This window comes from Pantoea cypripedii (genome assembly GCF_002095535.1).
GTDB classification, from domain to species: domain Bacteria; phylum Pseudomonadota; class Gammaproteobacteria; order Enterobacterales; family Enterobacteriaceae; genus Pantoea; species Pantoea cypripedii.
In genome coordinates this window covers 2834249-2855482 of the sequence record NZ_MLJI01000001.1, presented here as the reverse complement: position 1 = coordinate 2855482, position 21234 = coordinate 2834249, and the positions used below count along the sequence as shown (strand labels likewise).

Genomic DNA, 21234 nt, shown 5'->3' with positions numbered 1-21234 from the left:
CCGCCCCTTTTTTTATCCCTGTTGCTCCGACTTCAACCACGCAATCTCGTCTTTCCAGATATCCGGATTGATGGTTTCCAGAATCATAGGAATACCCTCGAAGCGCGCATCTTTCATCAGCCAGCTAAATACCGTCTTGCCGATATTGCCTTCGCCGAGGCTATGGTGACGGTCAACACGGCTGCCAAGCGTGCTCTTGGCATCATTCAGATGCATACCGCGCAGATATTGAAATCCGACAATGCGTTCAAATTCATTAAAGGTCGCGACACAGGCATCTTCTGTGCGCAGGTCATAACCCCCGGCAAAGGCATGACAGGTATCAATACAAACACCGACGCGTGATTTATCTTCCACATGCTCAATAATGGTGGCGAGATGTTCGAAGCGAAAACCGAGGTTGCTTCCCTGGCCCGCGGTGTTTTCGATCACAGCGGTGACATTGTGCGTCTTATCCAGCGCAATATTGATGGATTCTGCGATACGCTTCAGGCACGCCTGTTCATCAATTTGTTGTAAATGGCTACCCGGATGGAAATTCAGCAACGTCAGCCCGAGCTGTTCGGCACGTTGCATTTCATCAATAAACGCATCGCGGGATTTCTCCAGCGCTTCCATCACCGGATGGCCGAGATTAATCAGGTAGCTGTCGTGCGGTAAAATCTGGCCCGGCGTAAATTTATAGGTTTCGCAGGCGGTTTTAAACGCATCAATCACTTCACCTGAGAGTGGCGCGGCCTTCCACTGGCGCTGATTTTTAGTGAACAGCGCGAACGCCGTGGCTTCCAGTTCATGGGCACGGATCACTGCCTGGTCTACGCCGCCTGATGCACTGACATGTGCGCCGATATATTTCATGACATTCTCCTGCTATTAACCGCTGAATGTACTGCGGCATGCCTGTTTTTCTGTTGTTTAAATAAGTTTAAAATCAACGCAATATTAATAAGTATCTCAGATATATCTTGAGTGTGCAAAGCCTCGGTATCGCCATAGGTGAGCTGGGGCGTTAAAACGCTAATCCTGAGAAAAAGATAATAGCTGGCATTGGAAGGTCTTATTATTACAGCGTCAGAATAGGATGCGGGTATTTTCTTAAGCAGGAAAAAATGAGCAGATAATGTGGGGGCAGCTTATGATTATAAGTGTAAGTTGGCACTTTAGGTTTGAAAGGTTAATAAAAATCATTTCTCAAGTGAAGTTAATGTTTTTCATGATTCCGATCACAGATATAAGTATTTGGCGATCTTAACTTAATTAAATTGGTTAGTATATTTTCAGTTATCAATTTTTATGATTTGAAATTCATTAATTTATAAAGTTGAAGGTCAATGGAGTTTTATTATGGAAGATAAGGTCTGTCATTACGTGCTGGATATTGTTATCAACGATGTCAATTTTCTGCAGGATGAAGAGCGGCTGCAAAAGTTTTTCTCAGAAATCCTGAGCGTAACGGAACTTAACGTTATTGGTTACCTCTCACAAAAGTTCATTGCGGAAGGTGAGGGGGTAACAGGTTTGTTTTTACTCAGTGAATCTCATCTTTCCTATCATACTTACCCTAAAAGTCACTACATCAGCATCGATCTCTATACATGTGGAAGCAGAAGTTTGTCGGCCTTGCGTGAAATCAAATTGCGCCTGAATTCCGCCACAAAACTCCTGGTTCGTTGTATAGAACGCGGCAGCAATATTGCGGGATATAAAAATACCAGTGTGTATATCATTCCGGAACCAGACAGTGCACATTGATCCGGATTCAGAAGGTCATGATATTGTCAGCAACGATGGCTCGCCGGTTATTTATATCCAGGCAGAAACTCTCACCTCAATCAATGCGTCTACGCCATACCCGCATATTCCGCATCCCGCCATCGTCAGTCCATCAATCAACATGCTCCTGTCACATTGCGTTGTCAGCCGGGGATAAACGCTATTCCTGAGCAGGATTCCCCCTATAATGACTAGCGTCACTGGTATAAAACTAAAATTGATAATATATTAATAATTAACCAAGATAAGTGGTAAGCAATGTGAGGAGGGCGCGTGCACATTACGCTGCGTCAGATCGAAGTTTTTACTGAAGTGCTGAAGAGTGGTTCCACGACTCAGGCTTCACAGGTGCTGGCTCTGTCCCAGTCGGCGGTGAGTGCTGCGCTGGCGGACCTTGAGAGCCAGCTTGGCGTGCAACTGTTCGACCGCGTCGGCAAACGGCTGGTATTGAACGAACATGGGCGCTTACTCTATCCACGTGCGGTGGGATTACTGGAACAGGCGGGTGAAATCGAGCAATTGTTTAAAGAGGACAATGGCGCCATTCGTCTGTTTGCCAGCAGCACCATCGGCAACTATCTGCTGCCGGGGATGATCGCTGCTTATCGACGCGATTTTCCCACACTGCCGCTGGAGCTGAGCGTCGGCAACAGTCAGGATGCCATTAATGCGGTGGCGGATTTCCGGGTGGATATTGGTCTGATTGAAGGGCCGTGCCATGTGCCGGAACTGATCAGCGAACCCTGGCTGGAGGATGAGCTGGTGGTGTTTGCCGCACCGGATGCCGCTATTCTGCAACAGCCCGTCACTCTGGAGAGTCTGGCCGCTGCGCCGTGGATCCTGCGTGAACGTGGCTCCGGTACGCGTGAAATCGTCGATTATTTGCTGTTGTCCCACCTGCCGCAGTTTCAACTGGGTATGGAGCTGGGCAACTCGGAAGCGATCAAACATGCGGTGCGCCACGGCATGGGCATTAGTTGCCTGTCACGACGGGTGATCGCTGATTTGCTGGAGGCGGGTACGCTGGTGGAAGTGGCGGTGCCGCTGCCGCGTCTGACGCGCACTTTGTATCGCATCCATCATCGCCAGAAACATCTCTCCAAGGCACTTAACCGGTTTTTAACTTATTGCCGCGAGTGAGTATAAACGCACGCGGCTAATAATTTTGCGGCGATTATGAAGGTAACTAATAACCCGACGTGAATGCTATACAGAGCAGGTTCAGCTGCTACAATCGCGCCTTATTTTTATCCGGCATAGCGTTTACACATGCATAATGACTCAAAAACAACACAACAACCTGCGTTACGACGCGAATTAAAGGCGCGTCATCTGACGATGATCGCCATTGGCGGATCGATCGGGACAGGCCTGTTTGTCGCCTCGGGCGCAACGATTTCACAGGCAGGCCCAGGCGGTGCGCTGCTGTCTTACGCGCTGATTGGCCTGATGGTTTACTTCCTGATGACCAGCCTCGGCGAGCTGGCCGCATTTATGCCGGTGTCCGGCTCCTTCGCGACTTACGGCGCAAAATATGTTGAGGAAGGCTTCGGTTTCGCCCTCGGCTGGAACTACTGGTACAACTGGGCAGTCACCATTGCTGTTGACCTCGTTGCCTCCCAACTGGTGATGAACTACTGGTTCCCCGATACCCCAGGCTGGATTTGGAGCGCGCTGTTCCTCGGCCTGATGTTCCTGCTCAACTACATTTCCGTAAAAGGTTTCGGTGAAGCGGAATACTGGTTCTCCCTGATCAAGGTCGCTACCGTCATCATCTTTATTGTGGTTGGCGTGCTGATGATCGTTGGCATCATGCGCGGCGCGGAAAACGCAGGCTGGCACAACTGGACGGTGGGCGATGCGCCTTTCGCCGGTGGCTTTGCGGCGATGATTGGTGTGGCGATGATTGTCGGTTTCTCGTTTCAGGGGACTGAGCTGATCGGTATCGCTGCCGGGGAATCGGAAGATCCGGCGAAGAACATTCCACGCGCGGTGCGCCAGGTGTTCTGGCGTATCCTGCTGTTTTATGTCTTTGCCATTCTGATTATCAGCCTGATTCTGCCTTACACCGATCCAAAGCTGCTGCACAACGATATCAAAGATATCAGCATCAGCCCGTTCACCCTGGTATTCCAGAATGCCGGTCTGCTGTCTGCCGCAGCAGTTATGAACGCGGTTATCCTGACGGCGGTGCTGTCAGCCGGCAACTCCGGTATGTATGCTTCCACCCGTATGTTGTTTAACCTGGCAAGTGAAGGCAAAGCGCCGCGTATTTTCGCCAAACTGTCGAAAGGCGGCGTTCCGCGCAATGCGTTGATTGCCACTACCGTGGTGGCTGGCCTGTGCTTCCTGACCTCCAAATTTGGCAACCAGGAAGTGTATCTGTGGCTGCTGAATACGTCAGGTATGACCGGTTTTATCGCCTGGCTGGGGATTGCCATCAGCCACTACCGTTTCCGTCGTGGTTACACGGCGCAGGGGCGCGATCTGGCAGATTTACCTTATCGCTCAGGCTTCTTCCCCATCGGACCGATTTTCGCCTTTGTATTGTGTCTGATTATCACCCTCGGTCAGAATTACCAGGCCTTCCTTGCTGACCGTATCGACTGGTACGGCGTAGCGGCAACCTATATTGGTATTCCGCTATTTTTGGTGATTTGGTTGGGTTACAAACTGGTACGGGGTTCCCGCTTTGTGAAATACAGCGAAATGGAATTCCCGACGTTTAAAGAGTGATCGCAACATATTGAAAGGCGCGGCAATGTTCGCGCTTTTTTTGGCGTTTTGTAACACAGATAAAATTGATAATTATTATCACCTGCTCTATTGTGACTGCCGTTATGATTGTGACGAGAAACAGGTAAAACAATGCGTACCTCGGAAGCCGCGCTGGTGGCGGAAAACGGCAACGATGTCGATACCATGACGCACTATCACCAGGTGCTGCGTCAGCGGATGTTGCTGATCGGTGTTCTGGTGCTGGCAATACTGGCATCGTTAGTTCTTGATTTCACGCTCGGCCCGGCCGGGCTATCTTTGCATACCCTGTGGCAGACCCTGACACAGCCCGACAGTGTTGACGCGGGTACGCGGGTCATCGTCTGGGACATCCGCCTGCCTTATGCGCTGATGGCGATTGTGGTGGGCTTCTCCCTTGGCCTCGCCGGGGCAGAGATGCAAACCATCCTGAATAACCCGCTGGCAAGTCCCTTTACCCTCGGTGTCTCTTCCGCTGCGGCCTTTGGTGCGGCACTGGCGATTATTCTCGGCATTGGTATTCCGGGTGTGCCGGATCAGTGGTTTATCTCGGCCAACGCCTTTATCTTTGCGCTGTTTGCCGCGCTGATGCTGGATGGTGTGACACGCTGGACACGGGTTTCTACCTCGGGCGTGGTGCTGTTTGGTATCGCGCTGGTGTTTACCTTTAATGCGCTGGTCTCCATGATGCAGTTTATCGCCAGTGAAGATACCCTGCAGGGACTGGTGTTCTGGACCATGGGCAGCCTGGCGCGCGCCTCATGGGAGAAACTTGGCGTGCTGACGGCAGCCTTTGCCATCCTGATCCCGTTCTCCATGCTCAGCAGCTGGAAACTGACGGCGCTGCGCCTTGGCGAAGATCGCGCGATCAGCTTTGGTATCGATGTGCGTCGCCTGCGTCTCGCCACATTATTACGCATCAGTATTCTCTCGGCGCTGGCGGTGGCCTTCGTCGGGCCGATTGGTTTTATTGGCCTGGTGGCCCCGCATATTGCCCGTATGATGTTTGGTGAAGACCATCGTTATTATCTGCCAGCCAGTGCGCTGACCGGTGCGCTGGTGCTGTCGCTGGCGTCGGTGGCATCGAAAAACCTCATTCCTGGCGTCATCATTCCGGTCGGCATTGTCACCTCACTGGTTGGCGTGCCGTTCTTCCTGAGCATTATTCTGCGTCATCGGGGGAATGTGTAATGGAACAGGGATTAAGCCTTAGCCATTTTTATGCAGGCTATCCGAAGCGTAAAGTCATCGAGGACCTCAACGTTCCACAGCTGCCGCGTGGCAAGATCACCGTGCTGCTGGGTCCGAACGGTTGTGGTAAATCGACGTTGTTGCGCGCGCTGGCAGGTTTAAGCAAAGGGCAGGGCGAGCTGTGGCTGAACGGTGAAGAGTTAATGACTCAGCCGTTTGCCCGTCGTGCGCAGCGTGTGGTGTACCTGCCGCAAACGCTGCCTGCCGGGGTGCATCTGCACGTGCTGGAATCAATCATCGTGGCTCAGCGTGCCTCAGGCGGTTTGCATAGCGCCGCCAGCGAGACGGAGATCATGCATCTGCTGGAGCAACTCGGTATTGCTCATCTGGCGATGCGCTACCTTGATCAGCTGTCCGGTGGACAGAAGCAGCTGGTGGGTCTGGCCCAGTCCCTGATTCGTCGTCCCGAGCTGTTGCTGCTGGATGAGCCACTTAGCGCGCTGGATCTCAATTACCAGTTCCACGTGATGGATCTGGTACGCCGTGAAACGCGGCTGCGTAATATCGTTACCGTGGTGGTGGTGCATGATATTAACATCGCCCTGCGTCATGCTGACCACGCCCTGATGCTGAAGAACGGGACTTTGCTGGCCGATGGCGCACCGGCTCAGGTCATCACCCCGGATACGCTGGCGCAGGTTTACGGTGTGCGTGGCCGCATCGAATGTTGCTCGCAGGGAATGCCGCAGGTGATGATCGATGGCCTGGTCGCCGAGTCGATTATTTAGCCTCTTTTATAACGGCGCGATATATCGCGCCGCTTTCTTAATGATATTTTGTCGTACCCATCACTGATCGCCGGGCCAATCCAGGATAGAACCACGGGACACATTTTTTAAGGAGAAAAAATGATGAAGATTCCCCGTGCGACGCTATCCGTTTGGACAGAGCGCCCTGCAACCCAGCCGGACGTGATTTTTCAATGTACGGCTATGATCGAACAAATTAAAAATTCTCCGGTCGCTTTATTTGAGCAAGTCAGAGCGAACGATATCGTTTGTCAAAATCTTATATTTGACCCAGCGGGTGCGATGCTGATCAGCCGCGATAACCCCATTAGTTCGGTACGCGCGGTCAGGCAGGATATTCTTGATGCAGTAAAAATATTGTTTGGCCGTAAGAAAATAAAACAGGTAGAGACGAAAACGCTGATTGTCGCGCCGAATTACTATGTCAGCGCCACAGAGCGCATGGCACCGGAGGGAGAGGTGCGTTGTCGTGTGATGGTGGCAAATAATATACCTGAGCGCGAATCGATGGACTTTTGTTATTTTTATCGACCGATAGTGAATTATGACACTTTACTTGCAGATAAAGCCGCGCATTTCTCTGCCGACACCATTGTGATTAAATCATTAAAAGCGATGAGCATCACCACCAATAAAGTCTTTAATGTTGAGAATGAAGAGGGAAGTTTCACCTTGAAACATGATTTTGATACTCCCCACAGCTTCACACCACGCTTTTTATAAGCAAAAAAAGCCGCGAATCTTCGCGGCTTGTGTTTATTTGCCCTACACCAGCAAATGTTTCGCGTGAAAACGCAGATGGTCTTCCACAAAACTGGCGATAAAGAAGTAGCTATGGTCGTATCCCGGCTGAATGCGTAATTCCAGCGGAAAACCTTGCTCACGCGCCACCGCTTCCAGACGTTCCGGATGCAGCTGATCGGCAAGGAATTGATCGCTGTCGCCCTGGTCAATCAGGATTGGCAGACGATGCTCCACCTCACGCATCAGCAGGCAGCTATCGTATTCACGCCAGCTGGCGCGATCGTCACCGAGATAGGCGCTAAACGCTTTCTGGCCCCACGGCACTTCAGTGGGATTGACGATTGGTGCAAAGGCCGAAGCCGAAGAAAAACGCCCGCCAAGACGCAGCGCCAGCAGCAACGCGCCGTGGCCGCCCATTGAATGGCCCATCACCGCATGTCGTTCGCTCAGCTTGAAGTTAGCAGCGACCAGCGCCGGTAACTCATGGCTGACATAATCAAACATGCGATAGTGTGCCGCCCACGGTTGCTGGGTGGCGTTGAGGTAGAACCCGGCGCCCTGACCGAGATCGTAGCCGCTGTCGTTCGCCACCTCGTCACCTCGCGGGCTGGTGTCTGGCATAATCAGCACCAGGCCCAGTTCTGCGGCAACACGTTGTGCTCCCGCTTTGGTGGTGAAGTTCTCGTCGGTGCAGGTCAGCCCGGCGAAGAACCACACCACCGGCGGTGGTGTGTCGTCCCTGGGCGGTGGCAGAAAAATGCTGAAAGTCATCGGGCAATTGAGTACCGATGAAGCATGCCGCCAGCGCTGTTGCCAGCCGCCAAACATGCGATGCTCTTCAAGCAATTCCAGAGTGGATGCCATAACGCCTCCTGGTTATTTGTTGAAATGCACCACGGAACGGATAGATTTCCCTTCGTGCATCAACTCAAACGCTTCGTTGATATCTTCCAGCGGCATGGTATGGGTAATGAAATCATTGAGCGCGAATTTACCGTCGAGGTAATCCTGCACAATGCCCGGCAGCTGTGAACGGCCTTTTACGCCGCCAAATGCAGAGCCACGCCACACGCGACCGGTAACCAGCTGGAACGGACGGGTGGAGATTTCCTGACCGGCACCGGCGACGCCAATAATCACCGACTCACCCCAACCCTTATGGCAGCACTCCAGCGCGGAACGCATCACGTTAACGTTACCGATACATTCAAACGAGTAATCCACGCCGCCATCAGTCAGCTCAACGATCACGTCCTGAATCGGCTTGTCATAATCTTTTGGATTAATCAGGTCGGTTGCGCCCAATTTGCGCGCCAGGTCGAATTTACTGGTGTTGAGGTCGATACCGATAATGCGACCCGCCTTCGCCATTTTCGCGCCGATAATCGCCGACAGGCCGATGCCACCGAGACCAAAAATCGCCACGGTATCGCCTTCTTTCACTTTAGCGGTGTTCATCACCGCGCCCATGCCGGTGGTGACGCCACAACCCAGCAGGCAGACTTCTTCCAGCGGGGCTTCTTTGCTGATTTTTGCCAGTGAAATTTCCGGAACCACGGTGTATTCAGAGAACGTCGAGGTGCCCATATAGTGGAAAATCGGCTGGCCGTCTTTGAAGAAACGCGTGGTGCCATCCGGCATCAACCCTTTACCCTGGGTGGCGCGGATCGCCTGACACAGGTTGGTTTTGCCTGACAGACAGAACTTACATTTGCCGCATTCCGGGGTATATAACGGGATCACGTGATCGCCGACTTCCACGCTGGTTACGCCTTCACCCACCGCTTCCACGATGCCGCCACCTTCATGACCAAGAATCGCCGGGAACACGCCTTCCGGATCGGCACCCGACAGGGTATACGCATCGGTATGGCATACACCGGTCGCCACGATGCGTACCAGCACTTCGCCTTTCTGTGGTGGCATCAGATCCACTTCTTCGATTTTCAGTGGTTCGCCAGCTGCCCAGGCAACGGCGGCACGGGTTTTAATCATGTTCATGCAATTCCTCTTTCTGTAGATGCGGGCCAACGGCCCGTTGGTCTTTATAACGGTTAAATTTACTCGGTCGCATGCAGCGGATGCATCAGCTCATCGTTGAGCGGCCGGTCATCAAATAATTCAATAATCAAATACTTCAATGCTTCGACATTGGGGGTGAACGCATCCCGACGCCACATCAGCCAGGTTGCGGTGTCGCGATACGCCGGGGGTAGCGCATGTTCCTGCACCCGAACTTTTCCGGGCAGTTGGTTCAGCACCGATGCCGGGATCATCGCCACACCCGCACCGCCTGCAACGCAGGCCATCATGGCGTGATAAGACTGGATTTCCATCACGTTATCCGGCGCGGTCTGGCTATCGCGATACCAGGATTCCAGTTTGACGCGATACGAGCAGCTGTTACGAAAGGCGAACAACGTATCGCCCTGCGTATCACGCGCATTGATGATCGGCTTGTGTTCAAGGCTGGTGATTAACACCATCTCTTCACGAAAAGCGATGCAGCCGTTGAGATCATCATGGGTCACCGGGCCATCAACCAGCGCGGCCGCCAGCGTGCCTTCGCGCACTTTATCGATGATCTCGCCCGAGGTGCCGGTGATCAGCGACAGCGCTACCGAGGGAAAACGCTGGTGATATGCCGCCAGCAAGCCCGGCAGGCGCGTGGCTGCGGTGCTTTCCATTGAACCGAGCGCAAAGTTACCACCGGGTTCACCGGCGCGTGCCATACTCAGCGCTTCATCGCTCAACGCCAGAATGCGCTGGGCGTAGTTGAGAAAGTTATGACCCATCGGTGACAGGCGGATACGCTGCTTTTCGCGGATAAACAGATCCACGCCCAACTCTTCTTCCAGCTGGCGCAGACGGGTGGTGAGGTTCGAGGGAACCCGATGCAGCTGTTCCGCCGCCCGAACCAGAGAACCGGTTTCAGCCACAGAACAGAACATGCGTAGTTGGACCAGATCCATATTCTCTTCTCGTAAACAACTTCGTTAATATTATTCACTTTTCGTGAGTTTAAACATCGCGCATGCTTGAAGCAAGTGATAAAACAATATCAGGGGTTAGTTATGGCGTTTCGCGTCGCGCTCAGTGCATTCTTAAGTTTAGTGGTTGCGATGGGGATTGGGCGGTTTGCTTTTACGCCACAGGTCCCATTAATGATTCAGGACCATCAGTTGACGCTGACCAGTGCCAGCCTGGTGGCGGCACTGAATTATCTGGGGTATTTGTGTGGTTCCTTTGATGCCATGCGGGCACGCACGCGCGTCGAATGGCGCTTGCAGCTGGGAGTATGGGGCGCGGTGCTGCTGACGTTGCTCTCTGCCTGTGTCTCCGGCCCATGGTTGCATGGTCTGATTCGTTTTCTTATCGGTTGTGCCAGCGGCTGGGCGATGGTGCTGGTGGCGGCATGGAGTAATGAACAACTGCTGCATCATGGACGCCCGGGATTGTCAGCGGCGGTGTTTGCCGGACCGGGCACCGGGATCTTCCTCAGCGGGATGCTGGCAGTGCTGTTGCATGCCACCGGAGCCAGTGCCGCGCTGGCGTGGGGCGCGTATGGTTTACTGGCGTTGCTGCTGATTGCGGCCATCGCCCGTTTTCTGCCGCGCCAGGGCCAGCTGCATCGGCCCGATCAGGCCCCCGCGCCGCTGGTGTTGAATGGTAACCTCAAGCGATTGGTACTGAGTTACAGCCTGGCCGGGTTTGGTTACATTCTACCCGCAACCTTTCTGTCGCAAATGGCGGCAGCCCGTTTCCCGCATAGCGCCTTCGCCCAGTTTGTCTGGCCGGTGTTTGGCGGTGCGGCGGTCATCGGCATCCTCCTTGGCATCATCACCCGCCACTGGGGCAGCAGTCATGTCCGGTTGGCGCTGGTGTTGTGGGCGCAGGCGCTGGGCGTGATCGCCGCCAGCGTGCTGCCGGGGCTGGATGGTTTGATGATCGGGGCTGTGCTGGTCGGTGGTGGTTTTCTGTGCGTGGTACAGCTGACGTTGCAATATGGCCGTGAGCTGGCTCCGCAGCATACGCGTTATCTGGCCGGGCTGCTGACCACGGGCTATGCCGTCGGACAACTCGGCGGGCCATTGCTGTCGTGGGTCTCTTCTCTGCTGTGGCATCAGCTGGAACCGGCCTTATGGGTTGCCGGAGCCGGTTTACTGCTGGCGGGCGCGCTGGTGTTGCGTCGTAGCGCTCCATGAAAAGCTTTCATCTCCAATCAGATTGATTGCTGGATTAAGGGCGCGGAGTGTTTCACAATACGCGCTCAGAAATTCCCCCGCAGGCACCGACCTGCGGGCGCATCACCTGCCGGAGAAGATTACGATGAGCACCTTAAGTCAGGAAGCCGCCCTGGTTCATGAAGCGCTGCTGGCGCGTGGCCTGGAAACGCCGTTACGCGCCCCGGTGCGTGAAATGGACGATGAAACCCGCAAGCGTCAGATCGCCGGTCACATGACCGAAATCATGCAGCTGCTGAATCTTGACCTGGAAGATGACAGCCTGATGGAGACCCCTCATCGCATCGCTAAGATGTATGTGGATGAAATTTTTTCAGGTCTCGACTACGCCAATTTCCCCAAAATCACCGTTATCGAAAACAAGATGAAGGTTGATGAAATGGTGACGGTACGTGATATCACGCTGACCAGCACCTGCGAACATCACTTCGTGATCATCGATGGTAAAGCGACGGTGGCTTACATTCCGAAAGACAAAGTGATTGGCCTGTCGAAAATCAACCGTATCGTGCAGTTCTTTGCCCAGCGTCCGCAGGTGCAGGAGCGTTTGACCCAGCAGGTGCTGATCGCGTTACAGACGCTGCTTGGCACCAATAACGTGGCGGTGTCGATTGATGCGGTGCATTACTGTGTCAAAGCGCGCGGTGTGAAAGATGCCACCAGCGCCACCACCACCACCTCGTTAGGTGGCCTGTTTAAATCCAGCCAGAATACCCGTCAGGAGTTTCTGCGCGCGGTACGTCATAACTAAGACTGTTTGGGCGGCGTTTGCCGCCCGTTTTCATTTTTCCCTCAGGACACCCGATGCAACGCTATCTCGCGCTGGATTTCATTCGTGGTTGCGCCATTCTCGGCATTTTGCTGTTAAACATCGTTGGCTTCGGCTTGCCCGCTGCGGCATACCTGAATCCGGCGTGGCAGGGTGATATCTCACTGTCTGACGCCTGGACCTGGGCGGTGATGGACGGCCTCGCACAACTCAAATTCCTGACGCTATTCGCGTTGCTGTTTGGTGCCGGGCTGCATATGCAGATTCCGCGCGGCAGCCGCTGGATTTCGGCGCGCTTATCGTTGCTGGTGCTGCTGGGTTTGATCCATGCGCTGTTTTTCTGGGAAGGGGATATCCTGCTGGATTACGGCCTGATTGGGCTGGTTATCTGGCGCATGTTGCGTGAAGTGCCTTCGAACCGCGCATTATTACAAACCGGCGCGCTGCTGTATCTGGTGGGGTGCGGCGTGTTACTGGTGTTTGGCACGATTTCTTCGCCGCAACCGAGCCGTTCCTGGTTGCCGGGGGTAGCCGATCTCCAGTATGAACGCTACTGGAAGCTGTTAGGTGGCTGGGAAGCGGTACAGAACCGCCTCGATCATCTTTCTTCCAGCCTGATGGCACTGGCCTCGCAATATGGCTGGCAGCTGGCGGGCCTGATGCTGATTGGTGCTGCGCTGATGCGCACCGGCTGGTTAAGCGGGCAATTCAGCGTGCAGCATTATCGCCGCGCAGCCGCGATATTACTGAGCGTGGGCTGGCTGATTGCCATTCCGGGCATCATCGGGCAATGGCATCTTGGCTGGGATTTCATCTGGAGCGGATTTTATTTGCAGGTACCGCGCGATGTCGCCAGCCCGTTTCTCAGCCTCGGTTATGCCGCGCTTTGTCTCGGTTTTTGGCCACAGATCGCCGCAACGCGTATCAGTTTCGCCATTCAGTGCGTCGGACGGATGGCGTTAAGTAACTACCTGCTGCAGACGCTGATCTGCACCACGCTGTTTTATCGTTTCGGCCTGTTTATGAAGTATGACCGCCTGCAATTGCTGGCTTTTGTCCCACCTATCTGGCTGGTTAATATCCTGTTTTCCGTGCTGTGGCTGCGCCGGTTCCGCCAGGGGCCGATGGAGTGGTTATGGCGCAAACTGACGGCATTGGCGGCGGGTAAATCGCGTAACGCGATCCGGTAAGATAATGACGGCCATCACAAAGGTTGCAGAATTGTATGTAACCGTTTTCATTCGTGTGACGTAATTCACGCTGCATCCCCAGAGGCCCTGACAGAATAGCGCCGTTACGCGCACCAGGCGCATTTTCTCCTCTGTGGAACAGCTGCATGATAACGATTCGTGATGTCGCCCGTCAGGCCGGCGTGTCGGTAGCCACCGTCTCGCGTGTGCTCAATAACAGCAGTGCCGTTACCGCGGATACCCGCGAAGCCGTACTCCAGGCGGTAGATACGCTGGGTTACCGGCCTAATGCCAATGCTCAGGCACTGGCCACTCAGGTCAGTGACACCATTGGCGTCGTCGTCATGGATGTCTCTGACCCCTTTTTTGGTGCGCTGGTGAAATCGGTAGATACCGTGGCCCAGCGCATGCAAAAACACGTGTTGATCAGCAACTCCTGGCATCTGGAAGAGAAAGAACGCCATGCCATTGAGGTGCTGATCCGCCAGCGTTGCAACGCGCTGGTGGTGCACGCGAAAACGCTTTCAGACGCCGAACTGGCGCATTTCCTCGAACAGGTTCCTGGTATGGTACTGATAAACCGTACTATTCCGGGTTTTGAACACCGCTGCGTCTGCCTCGATAACGTGACCGGTGCGCTGGTTGCTACGCGCATGCTGTTACAACAGGGGCATCAACGCATTGGTTTTCTCAGCTCCAGCCACCCGATTGAAGATGTCGCCCAGCGACGTGAAGGCTGGTTGCAGGCCCTGGCAGAGCAGGGGATCCGCCCACCGGAAAGCTGGATCGCGCAGGCCGAACCGGATATGCAGGGCGGCGAAGCGGCGATGGTTGAGTTGCTGGGACGTAACCAACATTTAACCGCGGTATTTTCCTACAACGATGGCATGGCCGCAGGCGCGCTCACTGCGCTGAAAGACAATGGCATTCAGGTGCCACAGCATTTCTCCGTCATCGGTTTTGATGACATTCCCATCTCACGTTATACCGATCCACAGCTAACGACTGTGCGTTATCCCATTGTTTCCATGGCGAAACTGGCTACCGAGCTGGCGCTGAAAGGTGCCGCCGGGGAACTGGATCCGCATGCTACCCATTGCTTTATGCCGACGCTGGTTCGCCGCCATTCGGTGGCCCAGCGGCAAAATGTGGAGTCTGTCACTAATTCAGGCGATGGGGCTGTGTAACCGTTTTCAATCTGTGATTGTATTCACAGTTAATTAACATGCCGATCACTATGATGGCAGCGTCTTACCGGACTGAAACATTATGTAACGCCGGGTTTTCCTTCCCCGGTATGGTTTCAGCAGCCGATTGAAATGGTTCACAACATTATTCAGGAAGCGGTTACGCACAGGGAAGTCAGGAAAACGGTGGTGGTTTGGCTTTGAGCTTGCTGCATCCGCCCCACCAGAGAGTTTCAACCGACTGCGCTGTCTGCCAAAGAGCAGCATGGCGCGATGAAATACCCTGCATAAAAAAACCGGAGATACCATGAATAAGAAGGTTTTCACGCTCACAGCACTGGTTGCCAGCATGATGTTTGGTGCGACTGCTCACGCCGCAGATGCACGCATTGGCGTCACCATTTACAAATATGACGACAACTTTATGTCCATGGTGCGTAAGGACATTGAGAGTGAAGCGAAGAAAATTGGTGGCGTACAGCTGCTGATGAATGACTCGCAGAATGACCAGTCAAAACAGAACGATCAGATTGACGTGCTGATGGCTAAAGGCGTGAAAGCGCTGGCGATCAACCTGGTAGACCCGGCTGCGGCCGCAGTGGTGATTGATAAAGCGAAAGCCAATGATGTGCCGGTGGTGTTCTTCAACAAAGAACCGAACGCCAAAGTGCTGGCCAGCTATGACAAAGCCTACTACGTGGGTACTGACTCCAAAGAGTCTGGCGTAATCCAGGGCAAACTGATTGAGAAACACTGGAAAGCGACCCCGGCATGGGATCTGAACAAAGATGGCGAAATTCAGTTCGTGCTGCTGAAAGGCGAGCCGGGCCATCCGGATGCCGAAGCGCGTACTAAATACGTTATCGATACCCTGAACAAAGACGGCATTAAAACGCAGCAGTTAGCGATGGATACCGCGATGTGGGATACCGCACAGGCGAAAGACAAAATGGACGCCTGGCTGTCAGGCCCGAATGCCAAGAAAATCGAAGTGGTTATCGCCAACAACGACGCCATGGCAATGGGTGCAGTTGAAGCGCTGAAAGCGCACAACATGACCTCTATCCCGGTATTCGGTGTGGATGCCCTGCCAGAGGCGCTGGCGCTGATCAAATCTGGCGCACTGGCCGGTACCGTGTTGAACGATGCGGAAAACCAGGCGAAAGCGACGCTGGATATGGCGAAAAACCTGGCTGATGGTAAGCCTGCGACCGAAGGTACCAACTTCAAGATGGTTGATAAAATCGTTCGCGTTCCTTATGTACCGGTAGATAAAGAAAATCTGTCTCAGTTTGTGAAGTAATCCGTCCCGGGCGCGGCATTTCGCCGCGCCTTATTGCATCTGACCAACGCTTTTTTTAGCCAGGTAAATTATGGCCAGTGATAATCCGACCACACAGCGTGAATATCTGCTGGAGATGACGAATGTCTCGAAATCATTTCCAGGGGTTAAAGCCTTAGATAATGTGAATTTAAAAGTGCGGCCTCACTCCGTTCACGCATTAATGGGTGAAAACGGTGCCGGCAAATCCACATTATTAAAATGTCTGTTTGGGATTTATAAAAAGGATACGGGGAGCATCCTGTTTCAGGGTGAAGAAATTGATTACAAAAGCTCCAAAGAAGCGCTGGAAAATGGCGTATCAATGGTGCATCAGGAATTAAACCTGGTTCTGCAACGCAGCGTAATGGATAACATGTGGCTTGGCCGTTATCCACGCAAAGGTGTTTTTGTCGATCAGGACAAAATGTATCGTGATACCAAAGCGATCTTTGAAGAACTGGATATCGATATTGATCCGCGCGATAAAGTGGCCAATCTTTCTGTTTCGCAGATGCAGATGATTGAAATCGCCAAAGCTTTTTCCTATGACGCCAAAATCGTTATTATGGATGAGCCAACGTCGTCGCTGACGGAGAAAGAGGTTAATCACCTTTTCACTATCATTCGTAAATTGAAAGATCGTGGCTGCGGTATTGTGTATATCTCGCATAAGATGGAAGAAATTTTCCAGCTGTGTGATGAAATAACCATCCTGCGCGACGGACAATGGATTGCCACCCAGCCACTGGAAGGGCTGGATATGGATAAGATCATCGCCATGATGGTTGGCCGCTCACTGAACCAGCGCTTCCCGGACAAAATTAACGTGCCGGGTGAAGTGATTCTGGAAGTGCGTAATCTGACGTCGCTGCGTCAGCCGTCGATTCGCGATATCTCGTTTGATCTGCATAAAGGTGAAATTCTTGGCATTGCCGGGCTGGTGGGTGCTAAGCGTACTGATATCGTCGAGACCCTGTTTGGGATTCGCGAGAAATCAGGTGGCACCATTAAGCTGCATGGCAAAGCGATTAATAACCACAGTGCTAATGAAGCCATTAATCACGGCTTTGCGCTGGTAACGGAAGAACGGCGTTCCACCGGTATTTATGCTTACCTCGATATTGGTTTTAACTCACTTATTTCCAATATCAGAAAGTATAAAAACAATATGGGATTGCTGGACAATAAACGGATGAAAAGCGACACCCAATGGGTGATTGATGCCATGCGGGTGAAAACGCCGGGTCATCATACGCAAATTGGATCGCTCTCTGGCGGTAACCAGCAAAAGGTGATTATTGGCCGCTGGTTATTAACTCAGCCGGAAATTCTGATGCTGGATGAACCGACTCGTGGTATTGACGTCGGGGCAAAATTCGAGATTTACCAGCTGATTGCAGAGCTGGCGAAGAAAGAAAAAGGCATCATCATTATCTCTTCTGAAATGCCAGAACTGTTAGGCATTACCGATCGCATTCTGGTGATGAGTAATGGACTGGTAGCGGGCATTGTTGATACTAAAACGACCTCGCAGAATGAAATCCTGCGTTTAGCGTCATTACACCTTTAATGAAGCAAGGGCTTTAACATGAAAGCGACTACTAAAAAGAATGCGCTAACCTGGTTAAAAGAGGGCGGCATTTATGTTGTCCTGTTGGTACTGCTGGCTATTATTATTTTCCAGGATCCGACATTTTTAAGTTTAATGAACCTGAGTAATATTCTGACCCAGTCATCAGTGCGTATTATTATCGCGCTGGGCGTGGCCGGGTTGATTGTCACCCAGGGTACTGACCTGTCGGCGGGGCGTCAGGTGGGTCTGGCGGCGGTGGTGGCGGCAACCTTGTTGCAGGCCATGGATAACGCCAACAAAGTCTTCCCGCATCTGGATACCGTGCCGATTCCGCTGGTGATTGTGACGGTGTGCATCATTGGTGGCATCATCGGGCTGGTGAACGGCGTGATCATTGCTTACCTGAAAGTGACGCCATTTATCACCACCCTGGGCACCATGATTATCGTTTACGGTATTAACTCGCTGTACTACGACTTCGTCGGCGCATCGCCGATTGCGGGTTTTGATGCCGGCTTCTCGAAATTTGCCCAGGGCTTCTTCCGCTTTGGTGATTTCAAACTGTCGTACATCACCTTCTACGCGATTATCGCCATCATCTTCGTCTGGATCCTGTGGAACAAAACGCGCTTCGGTAAAAACATCTTTGCTATCGGGGGTAATCCGGAAGCCGCGAAAGTCTCCGGTGTTAACGTGCCGCTGAACCTGATTCTGGTATATGCGCTGTCCGGGGTGTTCTATGCCTTCGGTGGGATGCTGGAAGCGGGGCGTATCGGCAGTGCGACCAACAACCTCGGCTTTATGTATGAACTGGATGCGATTGCGGCCTGCGTGGTCGGCGGTGTCTCCTTCGCCGGTGGTGTGGGTACGGTCGCAGGTGTGGTGACCGGTGTGATCATCTTCACCGTCATCAACTACGGTTTGACTTATATCGGCGTGAACCCTTACTGGCAGTACATCATCAAGGGCGGCATCATCATCTTCGCGGTGGCGCTGGACTCGCTGAAATACGCCCGTAAAAAGTAACGTTAGTATCTGTGCATGGGTCACCATCAATGGTGACCCTACCGTTTTACAGGGTCGGGATTTATCCCGACCTTTTTATTTTTTTAGCTTCTGTTCCAGCTCCAGCAACTGTTCTGGCGTCACCGCCGGGTAACTCTGTGCATCCTCTGGCACTTCATGCACCGCCGGAATCGGCACCAGCGGACCGAGAAAACGCGGTTCGCGTTTCATCAGGTACAAATCTGCCAACGCGCCTAAGCGTGCGCCCACTTCGCGGAAACGCACCGTCAGCATATTTTTTGGTGAAGGCACGGCATAGCACTGCGCCTGAATCCCCAGATGCAGGGCGATAAATAACGCGCGTTCACAGTGGAATCGCTGAGTGATGATGATGAAATCATTGGTATCGAAAACTTTGCGGGTACGAACGATAGAATCCAGCGTGCGGAACCCGGCATAGTCGAGCACGATATCGGCCGGATCGACACCTGCTTTGATCAAATCGCGACGCATCGTCATCGGTTCGTTGTAGTTTTGCTGCGCATTGTCGCCGCTCAGCAGCAGGTAATTCACCTTGCCGCTGTTGTAAGCGTTGAGAGCACCCTGAATGCGATACAGGTAATACTGGTTAATCACGCCGGTACGATAATATTTGGCCGTGCCTAACACCACACCCACCTGGCGATGCGGTAATGCGGCGACATTTTCATAGATGAAGGGGGCGGTTTTCCAGCTGATCCAGCGATCGAGGCCAAGTGCGGTCGCCACCATCAGTAAGATGATGAAAAGCAGACCAAAGAAAACGCGTTTAATCATGCGCGCAGGCACTCGGTTGGCGGAAAAAGGAATGGTTCAAGGCTACTTGAGGCCTCTGCGGGAAGCAAGTTAACGCCAGTCAGCTGGCGTTTTTTTGCGCATTGCCGGGCGGATTTGCCCGGCAATTAACCTCAATCAGATTGAGGTACGGCGGTAGTGACGATACTGCGGTAGCCAGAAGTTGTTATTGATGGCTCTGGACAGCACATCTTCTGAGGTGACCACGGCAACACCAGCCAGCTGTGCGGCTTTACCCACTTCCATGGCGATCACTTTGGAGACGCCCTGGATATCCTTGATTTCCGGCAGCACCGGGCCTTCGCCGTCATTCACCAGCGGTGAACAATCGGCTAAAGCACGGCTGGCGGTCATCAGCATGGTATCGGTCACGCGTGACGCGCCAGAAGCGATCACACCCAAACCGATGCCAGGGAAAATGTAGGAGTTGTTGCACTGGGCAATTGGATAGATTTTGCCTTTCCAGCTAACCGGTGCAAACGGGCTACCGGTTGCCACCAGTGCGGCACCGTCGGTCCAGGCAATAATATCTGCCGGGGTGGCTTCCACGCGTGAGGTGGGGTTTGACAGCGGCATCACAATCGGGCGTTTACAGTGTTTGTTCATCTCGCGGATGATCTCTTCTGTGAACAGGCCCGGCTGACCTGAAACACCGATCAGGATGTCCGGTTTAGCGTTGCGCACCACATCCAGCAGGGAAATGGAATCACTGGTGATATCCCACGCTTTCAGGTTGTCGCTCTTCTGCACCAGACGGCTCTGGAAATCGAGCAGGTTCGGCAGCTTATCGGTCAGCAGACCAAAGCGATCCACCATCAACACGCGGGCACGCGCTTCATCATCGCTCAGGCCTTCAGATTTCATCTGCGCGATAATCTGCTCGGCGATACCGCAACCGGCAGAACCGGCACCGAGGAACACCACTTTTTGCTCGCACAGGCGGCTGCCCGCAGCACGGCTGGCGGCAATCAGCGTACCAACGGTCACGGCCGCGGTGCCCTGGATGTCATCGTTAAAACAGCAGATTTCATCGCGATAGCGTTCCAGCAACGGCATGGCATTTTTCTGCGCGAAGTCTTCAAATTGCAGCAGCACTTGCGGCCAGCGACGTTTCACCGCCTGGATAAATTCGTTAACGAATTCCTCGTACTCTTCACCCGAGATACGCGGATGGCGCCAGCCCATGTACAGCGGGTCATTCAGCAGTTGCTGGTTGTTAGTACCCACATCCAGCACCACGGGCAGGGTGTAAGCCGGGCTGATACCACCACAGGCGGTATACAGCGACAGTTTACCGATCGGAATCCCCATACCGCCGATACCCAGGTCGCCAAGACCGAGGATGCGCTCACCGTCGGTTACCACAATCACCTTCACGTTCTGTTTGGTGGCGTTTTGCAGCATGTCTTCGATGCGATCGCGGTTGTTATAGGAAATAAAGACGCCACGCGCACGACGGTAGATCTCAGAAAAGTGTTCACAGGCGGCGCCGACCGTCGGGGTATAGATAATCGGCATCATCTCTTCCAGATGATTGTCCAGCAGACGGTAGAACAGGGTTTCGTTGGTGTCCTGGATATTACGCAGGTAAACGTGCTTGTCGTTATTGTTCTTGAAATCCTGGAATTGACGCCACGCACGTTCGGCCTGTTCTTCAATGGTTTCAACTGCTTCGGGTAGCAGGCCATTGAGATTGAACTCATTACGTTCTTCGAGGGAGAAGGCGCTGCCTTTATTCAACAGCGGAAATTCCAGCAGGATCGGACCGGCATAAGGAATATACAGCGGACGTTTACTTTCGTACTCGAGTTCCATGCAGTTTTTGCTCCGGTTG

Annotated in this window: 19 protein-coding genes; 13 read left to right on the top strand and 6 right to left on the bottom strand. The window is 53.2% G+C overall.

Going from position 1 to position 21234, the window contains the following annotated elements; genetic code table 11:
* Nucleotides 1-12: 12 nt before the first annotated feature.
* Nucleotides 13-858, bottom strand: a complete 846-nt coding sequence (gene nfo, locus HA50_RS13160) for a deoxyribonuclease IV (RefSeq protein WP_084876062.1) — start codon at nucleotides 856-858, stop codon at nucleotides 13-15.
* Nucleotides 859-1344: 486 nt separating this feature from the next.
* Here nfo and HA50_RS13155 point away from each other — a divergent pair, with 486 nt between their 5' ends.
* From HA50_RS13155 to HA50_RS13125, 6 genes are all read left to right on the top strand, one after another.
* Entirely contained in the window at nucleotides 1345-1752 is a 408-nt protein-coding gene (locus tag HA50_RS13155) for an S-adenosylmethionine decarboxylase family protein (RefSeq protein WP_084876061.1), read from the top strand.
* Nucleotides 1753-2046: 294 nt separating this feature from the next.
* Complete coding sequence (gene yieE / locus HA50_RS13145; RefSeq protein ID WP_084876059.1) at nucleotides 2047-2913, top strand: DNA-binding transcriptional regulator YeiE; 867 nt, start codon at nucleotides 2047-2049, stop codon at nucleotides 2911-2913.
* Nucleotides 2914-3042: 129 nt separating this feature from the next.
* Nucleotides 3043-4509 (top strand): amino acid permease, encoded by a 1467-nt coding sequence (locus tag HA50_RS13140; RefSeq protein WP_084876058.1) that lies wholly within the window; start codon nucleotides 3043-3045, stop codon nucleotides 4507-4509.
* Nucleotides 4510-4641: 132 nt separating this feature from the next.
* Nucleotides 4642-5721 (top strand): FecCD family ABC transporter permease, encoded by a 1080-nt coding sequence (locus HA50_RS13135; protein WP_084876057.1) that lies wholly within the window; start codon nucleotides 4642-4644, stop codon nucleotides 5719-5721.
* Nucleotides 5721-6509, top strand: coding sequence for an ABC transporter ATP-binding protein (locus tag HA50_RS13130; RefSeq protein WP_084876056.1), 789 nt, complete (start codon nucleotides 5721-5723; stop codon nucleotides 6507-6509). The genes HA50_RS13135 and HA50_RS13130 overlap by 1 nt, the downstream gene beginning before the upstream one ends.
* Nucleotides 6510-6629: 120 nt before the next feature.
* A complete protein-coding gene (locus tag HA50_RS13125) occupies nucleotides 6630-7253 on the top strand; it encodes a hypothetical protein (RefSeq protein WP_084876055.1) in 624 nt (207 codons plus the stop codon).
* A gap of 42 nt (nucleotides 7254-7295) precedes the next feature.
* On the opposite strand, the gene fghA is transcribed toward HA50_RS13125, so the two are convergent.
* Genes fghA through ptrR form a run of 3 tightly spaced genes read right to left on the bottom strand, consistent with a single transcriptional unit; the run spans nucleotide 7296 to nucleotide 10246 of the window.
* Nucleotides 7296-8138 (bottom strand): S-formylglutathione hydrolase, encoded by an 843-nt coding sequence (gene fghA, locus HA50_RS13120; RefSeq protein ID WP_084876054.1) that lies wholly within the window; start codon nucleotides 8136-8138, stop codon nucleotides 7296-7298.
* A 12-nt stretch (nucleotides 8139-8150) separates the two neighbouring features.
* A complete protein-coding gene (locus tag HA50_RS13115; protein WP_084876053.1) occupies nucleotides 8151-9275 on the bottom strand; it encodes an S-(hydroxymethyl)glutathione dehydrogenase/class III alcohol dehydrogenase in 1125 nt (374 codons plus the stop codon).
* Between the two features lie 59 nt (nucleotides 9276-9334).
* Nucleotides 9335-10246, bottom strand: a complete 912-nt coding sequence (gene ptrR, locus HA50_RS13110; RefSeq protein ID WP_084876052.1) for a putrescine utilization regulator PtrR — start codon at nucleotides 10244-10246, stop codon at nucleotides 9335-9337.
* Nucleotides 10247-10348: 102 nt separating this feature from the next.
* Between ptrR and HA50_RS13105 the strand changes: the two genes are divergently transcribed.
* The 7 genes from HA50_RS13105 (at nucleotide 10349) to mglC (ending at nucleotide 18587) form a co-directional block, all read left to right on the top strand.
* Nucleotides 10349-11479 (top strand): YbfB/YjiJ family MFS transporter, encoded by a 1131-nt coding sequence (locus HA50_RS13105; RefSeq protein ID WP_084876051.1) that lies wholly within the window; start codon nucleotides 10349-10351, stop codon nucleotides 11477-11479.
* Between the two features lie 124 nt (nucleotides 11480-11603).
* Nucleotides 11604-12269: a GTP cyclohydrolase I FolE gene (folE, locus tag HA50_RS13100; protein ID WP_084876050.1), complete on the top strand. Its 666-nt coding sequence runs from the start codon at nucleotides 11604-11606 to the stop codon at nucleotides 12267-12269.
* A 53-nt stretch (nucleotides 12270-12322) separates the two neighbouring features.
* Nucleotides 12323-13477, top strand: coding sequence for a DUF418 domain-containing protein YeiB (gene yeiB / locus HA50_RS13095; RefSeq protein WP_084876049.1), 1155 nt, complete (start codon nucleotides 12323-12325; stop codon nucleotides 13475-13477).
* Between the two features lie 146 nt (nucleotides 13478-13623).
* Nucleotides 13624-14664, top strand: coding sequence for an HTH-type transcriptional regulator GalS (galS, locus tag HA50_RS13085; protein WP_084876047.1), 1041 nt, complete (start codon nucleotides 13624-13626; stop codon nucleotides 14662-14664).
* Nucleotides 14665-14971: 307 nt separating this feature from the next.
* Nucleotides 14972-15967 carry a galactose/glucose ABC transporter substrate-binding protein MglB gene (gene mglB / locus HA50_RS13080; protein WP_084876046.1) on the top strand — a complete coding sequence of 332 codons (996 nt, stop codon included), beginning with the start codon at nucleotides 14972-14974 and terminating at the stop codon, nucleotides 15965-15967.
* Nucleotides 15968-16037: 70 nt separating this feature from the next.
* On the top strand, nucleotides 16038-17558 hold the full coding sequence (mglA, locus tag HA50_RS13075) for a galactose/methyl galactoside ABC transporter ATP-binding protein MglA (RefSeq protein WP_084876045.1): 1521 nt from the start codon (nucleotides 16038-16040) through the stop codon (nucleotides 17556-17558).
* 18 nt (nucleotides 17559-17576) lie between these two features.
* Nucleotides 17577-18587 (top strand): galactose/methyl galactoside ABC transporter permease MglC, encoded by a 1011-nt coding sequence (gene mglC, locus HA50_RS13070; protein ID WP_084876044.1) that lies wholly within the window; start codon nucleotides 17577-17579, stop codon nucleotides 18585-18587.
* 75 nt (nucleotides 18588-18662) lie between these two features.
* Here the strand turns inward: mglC and sanA are convergent, their stop codons facing one another.
* Both sanA and HA50_RS13060 read right to left on the bottom strand, forming a co-directional pair.
* Nucleotides 18663-19382 (bottom strand): outer membrane permeability protein SanA, encoded by a 720-nt coding sequence (gene sanA / locus HA50_RS13065; protein WP_084876043.1) that lies wholly within the window; start codon nucleotides 19380-19382, stop codon nucleotides 18663-18665.
* Nucleotides 19383-19517: 135 nt separating this feature from the next.
* Nucleotides 19518-21215, bottom strand: a complete 1698-nt coding sequence (locus HA50_RS13060) for an NAD-dependent malic enzyme (protein WP_084876042.1) — start codon at nucleotides 21213-21215, stop codon at nucleotides 19518-19520.
* Nucleotides 21216-21234: the final 19 nt, after the last annotated feature.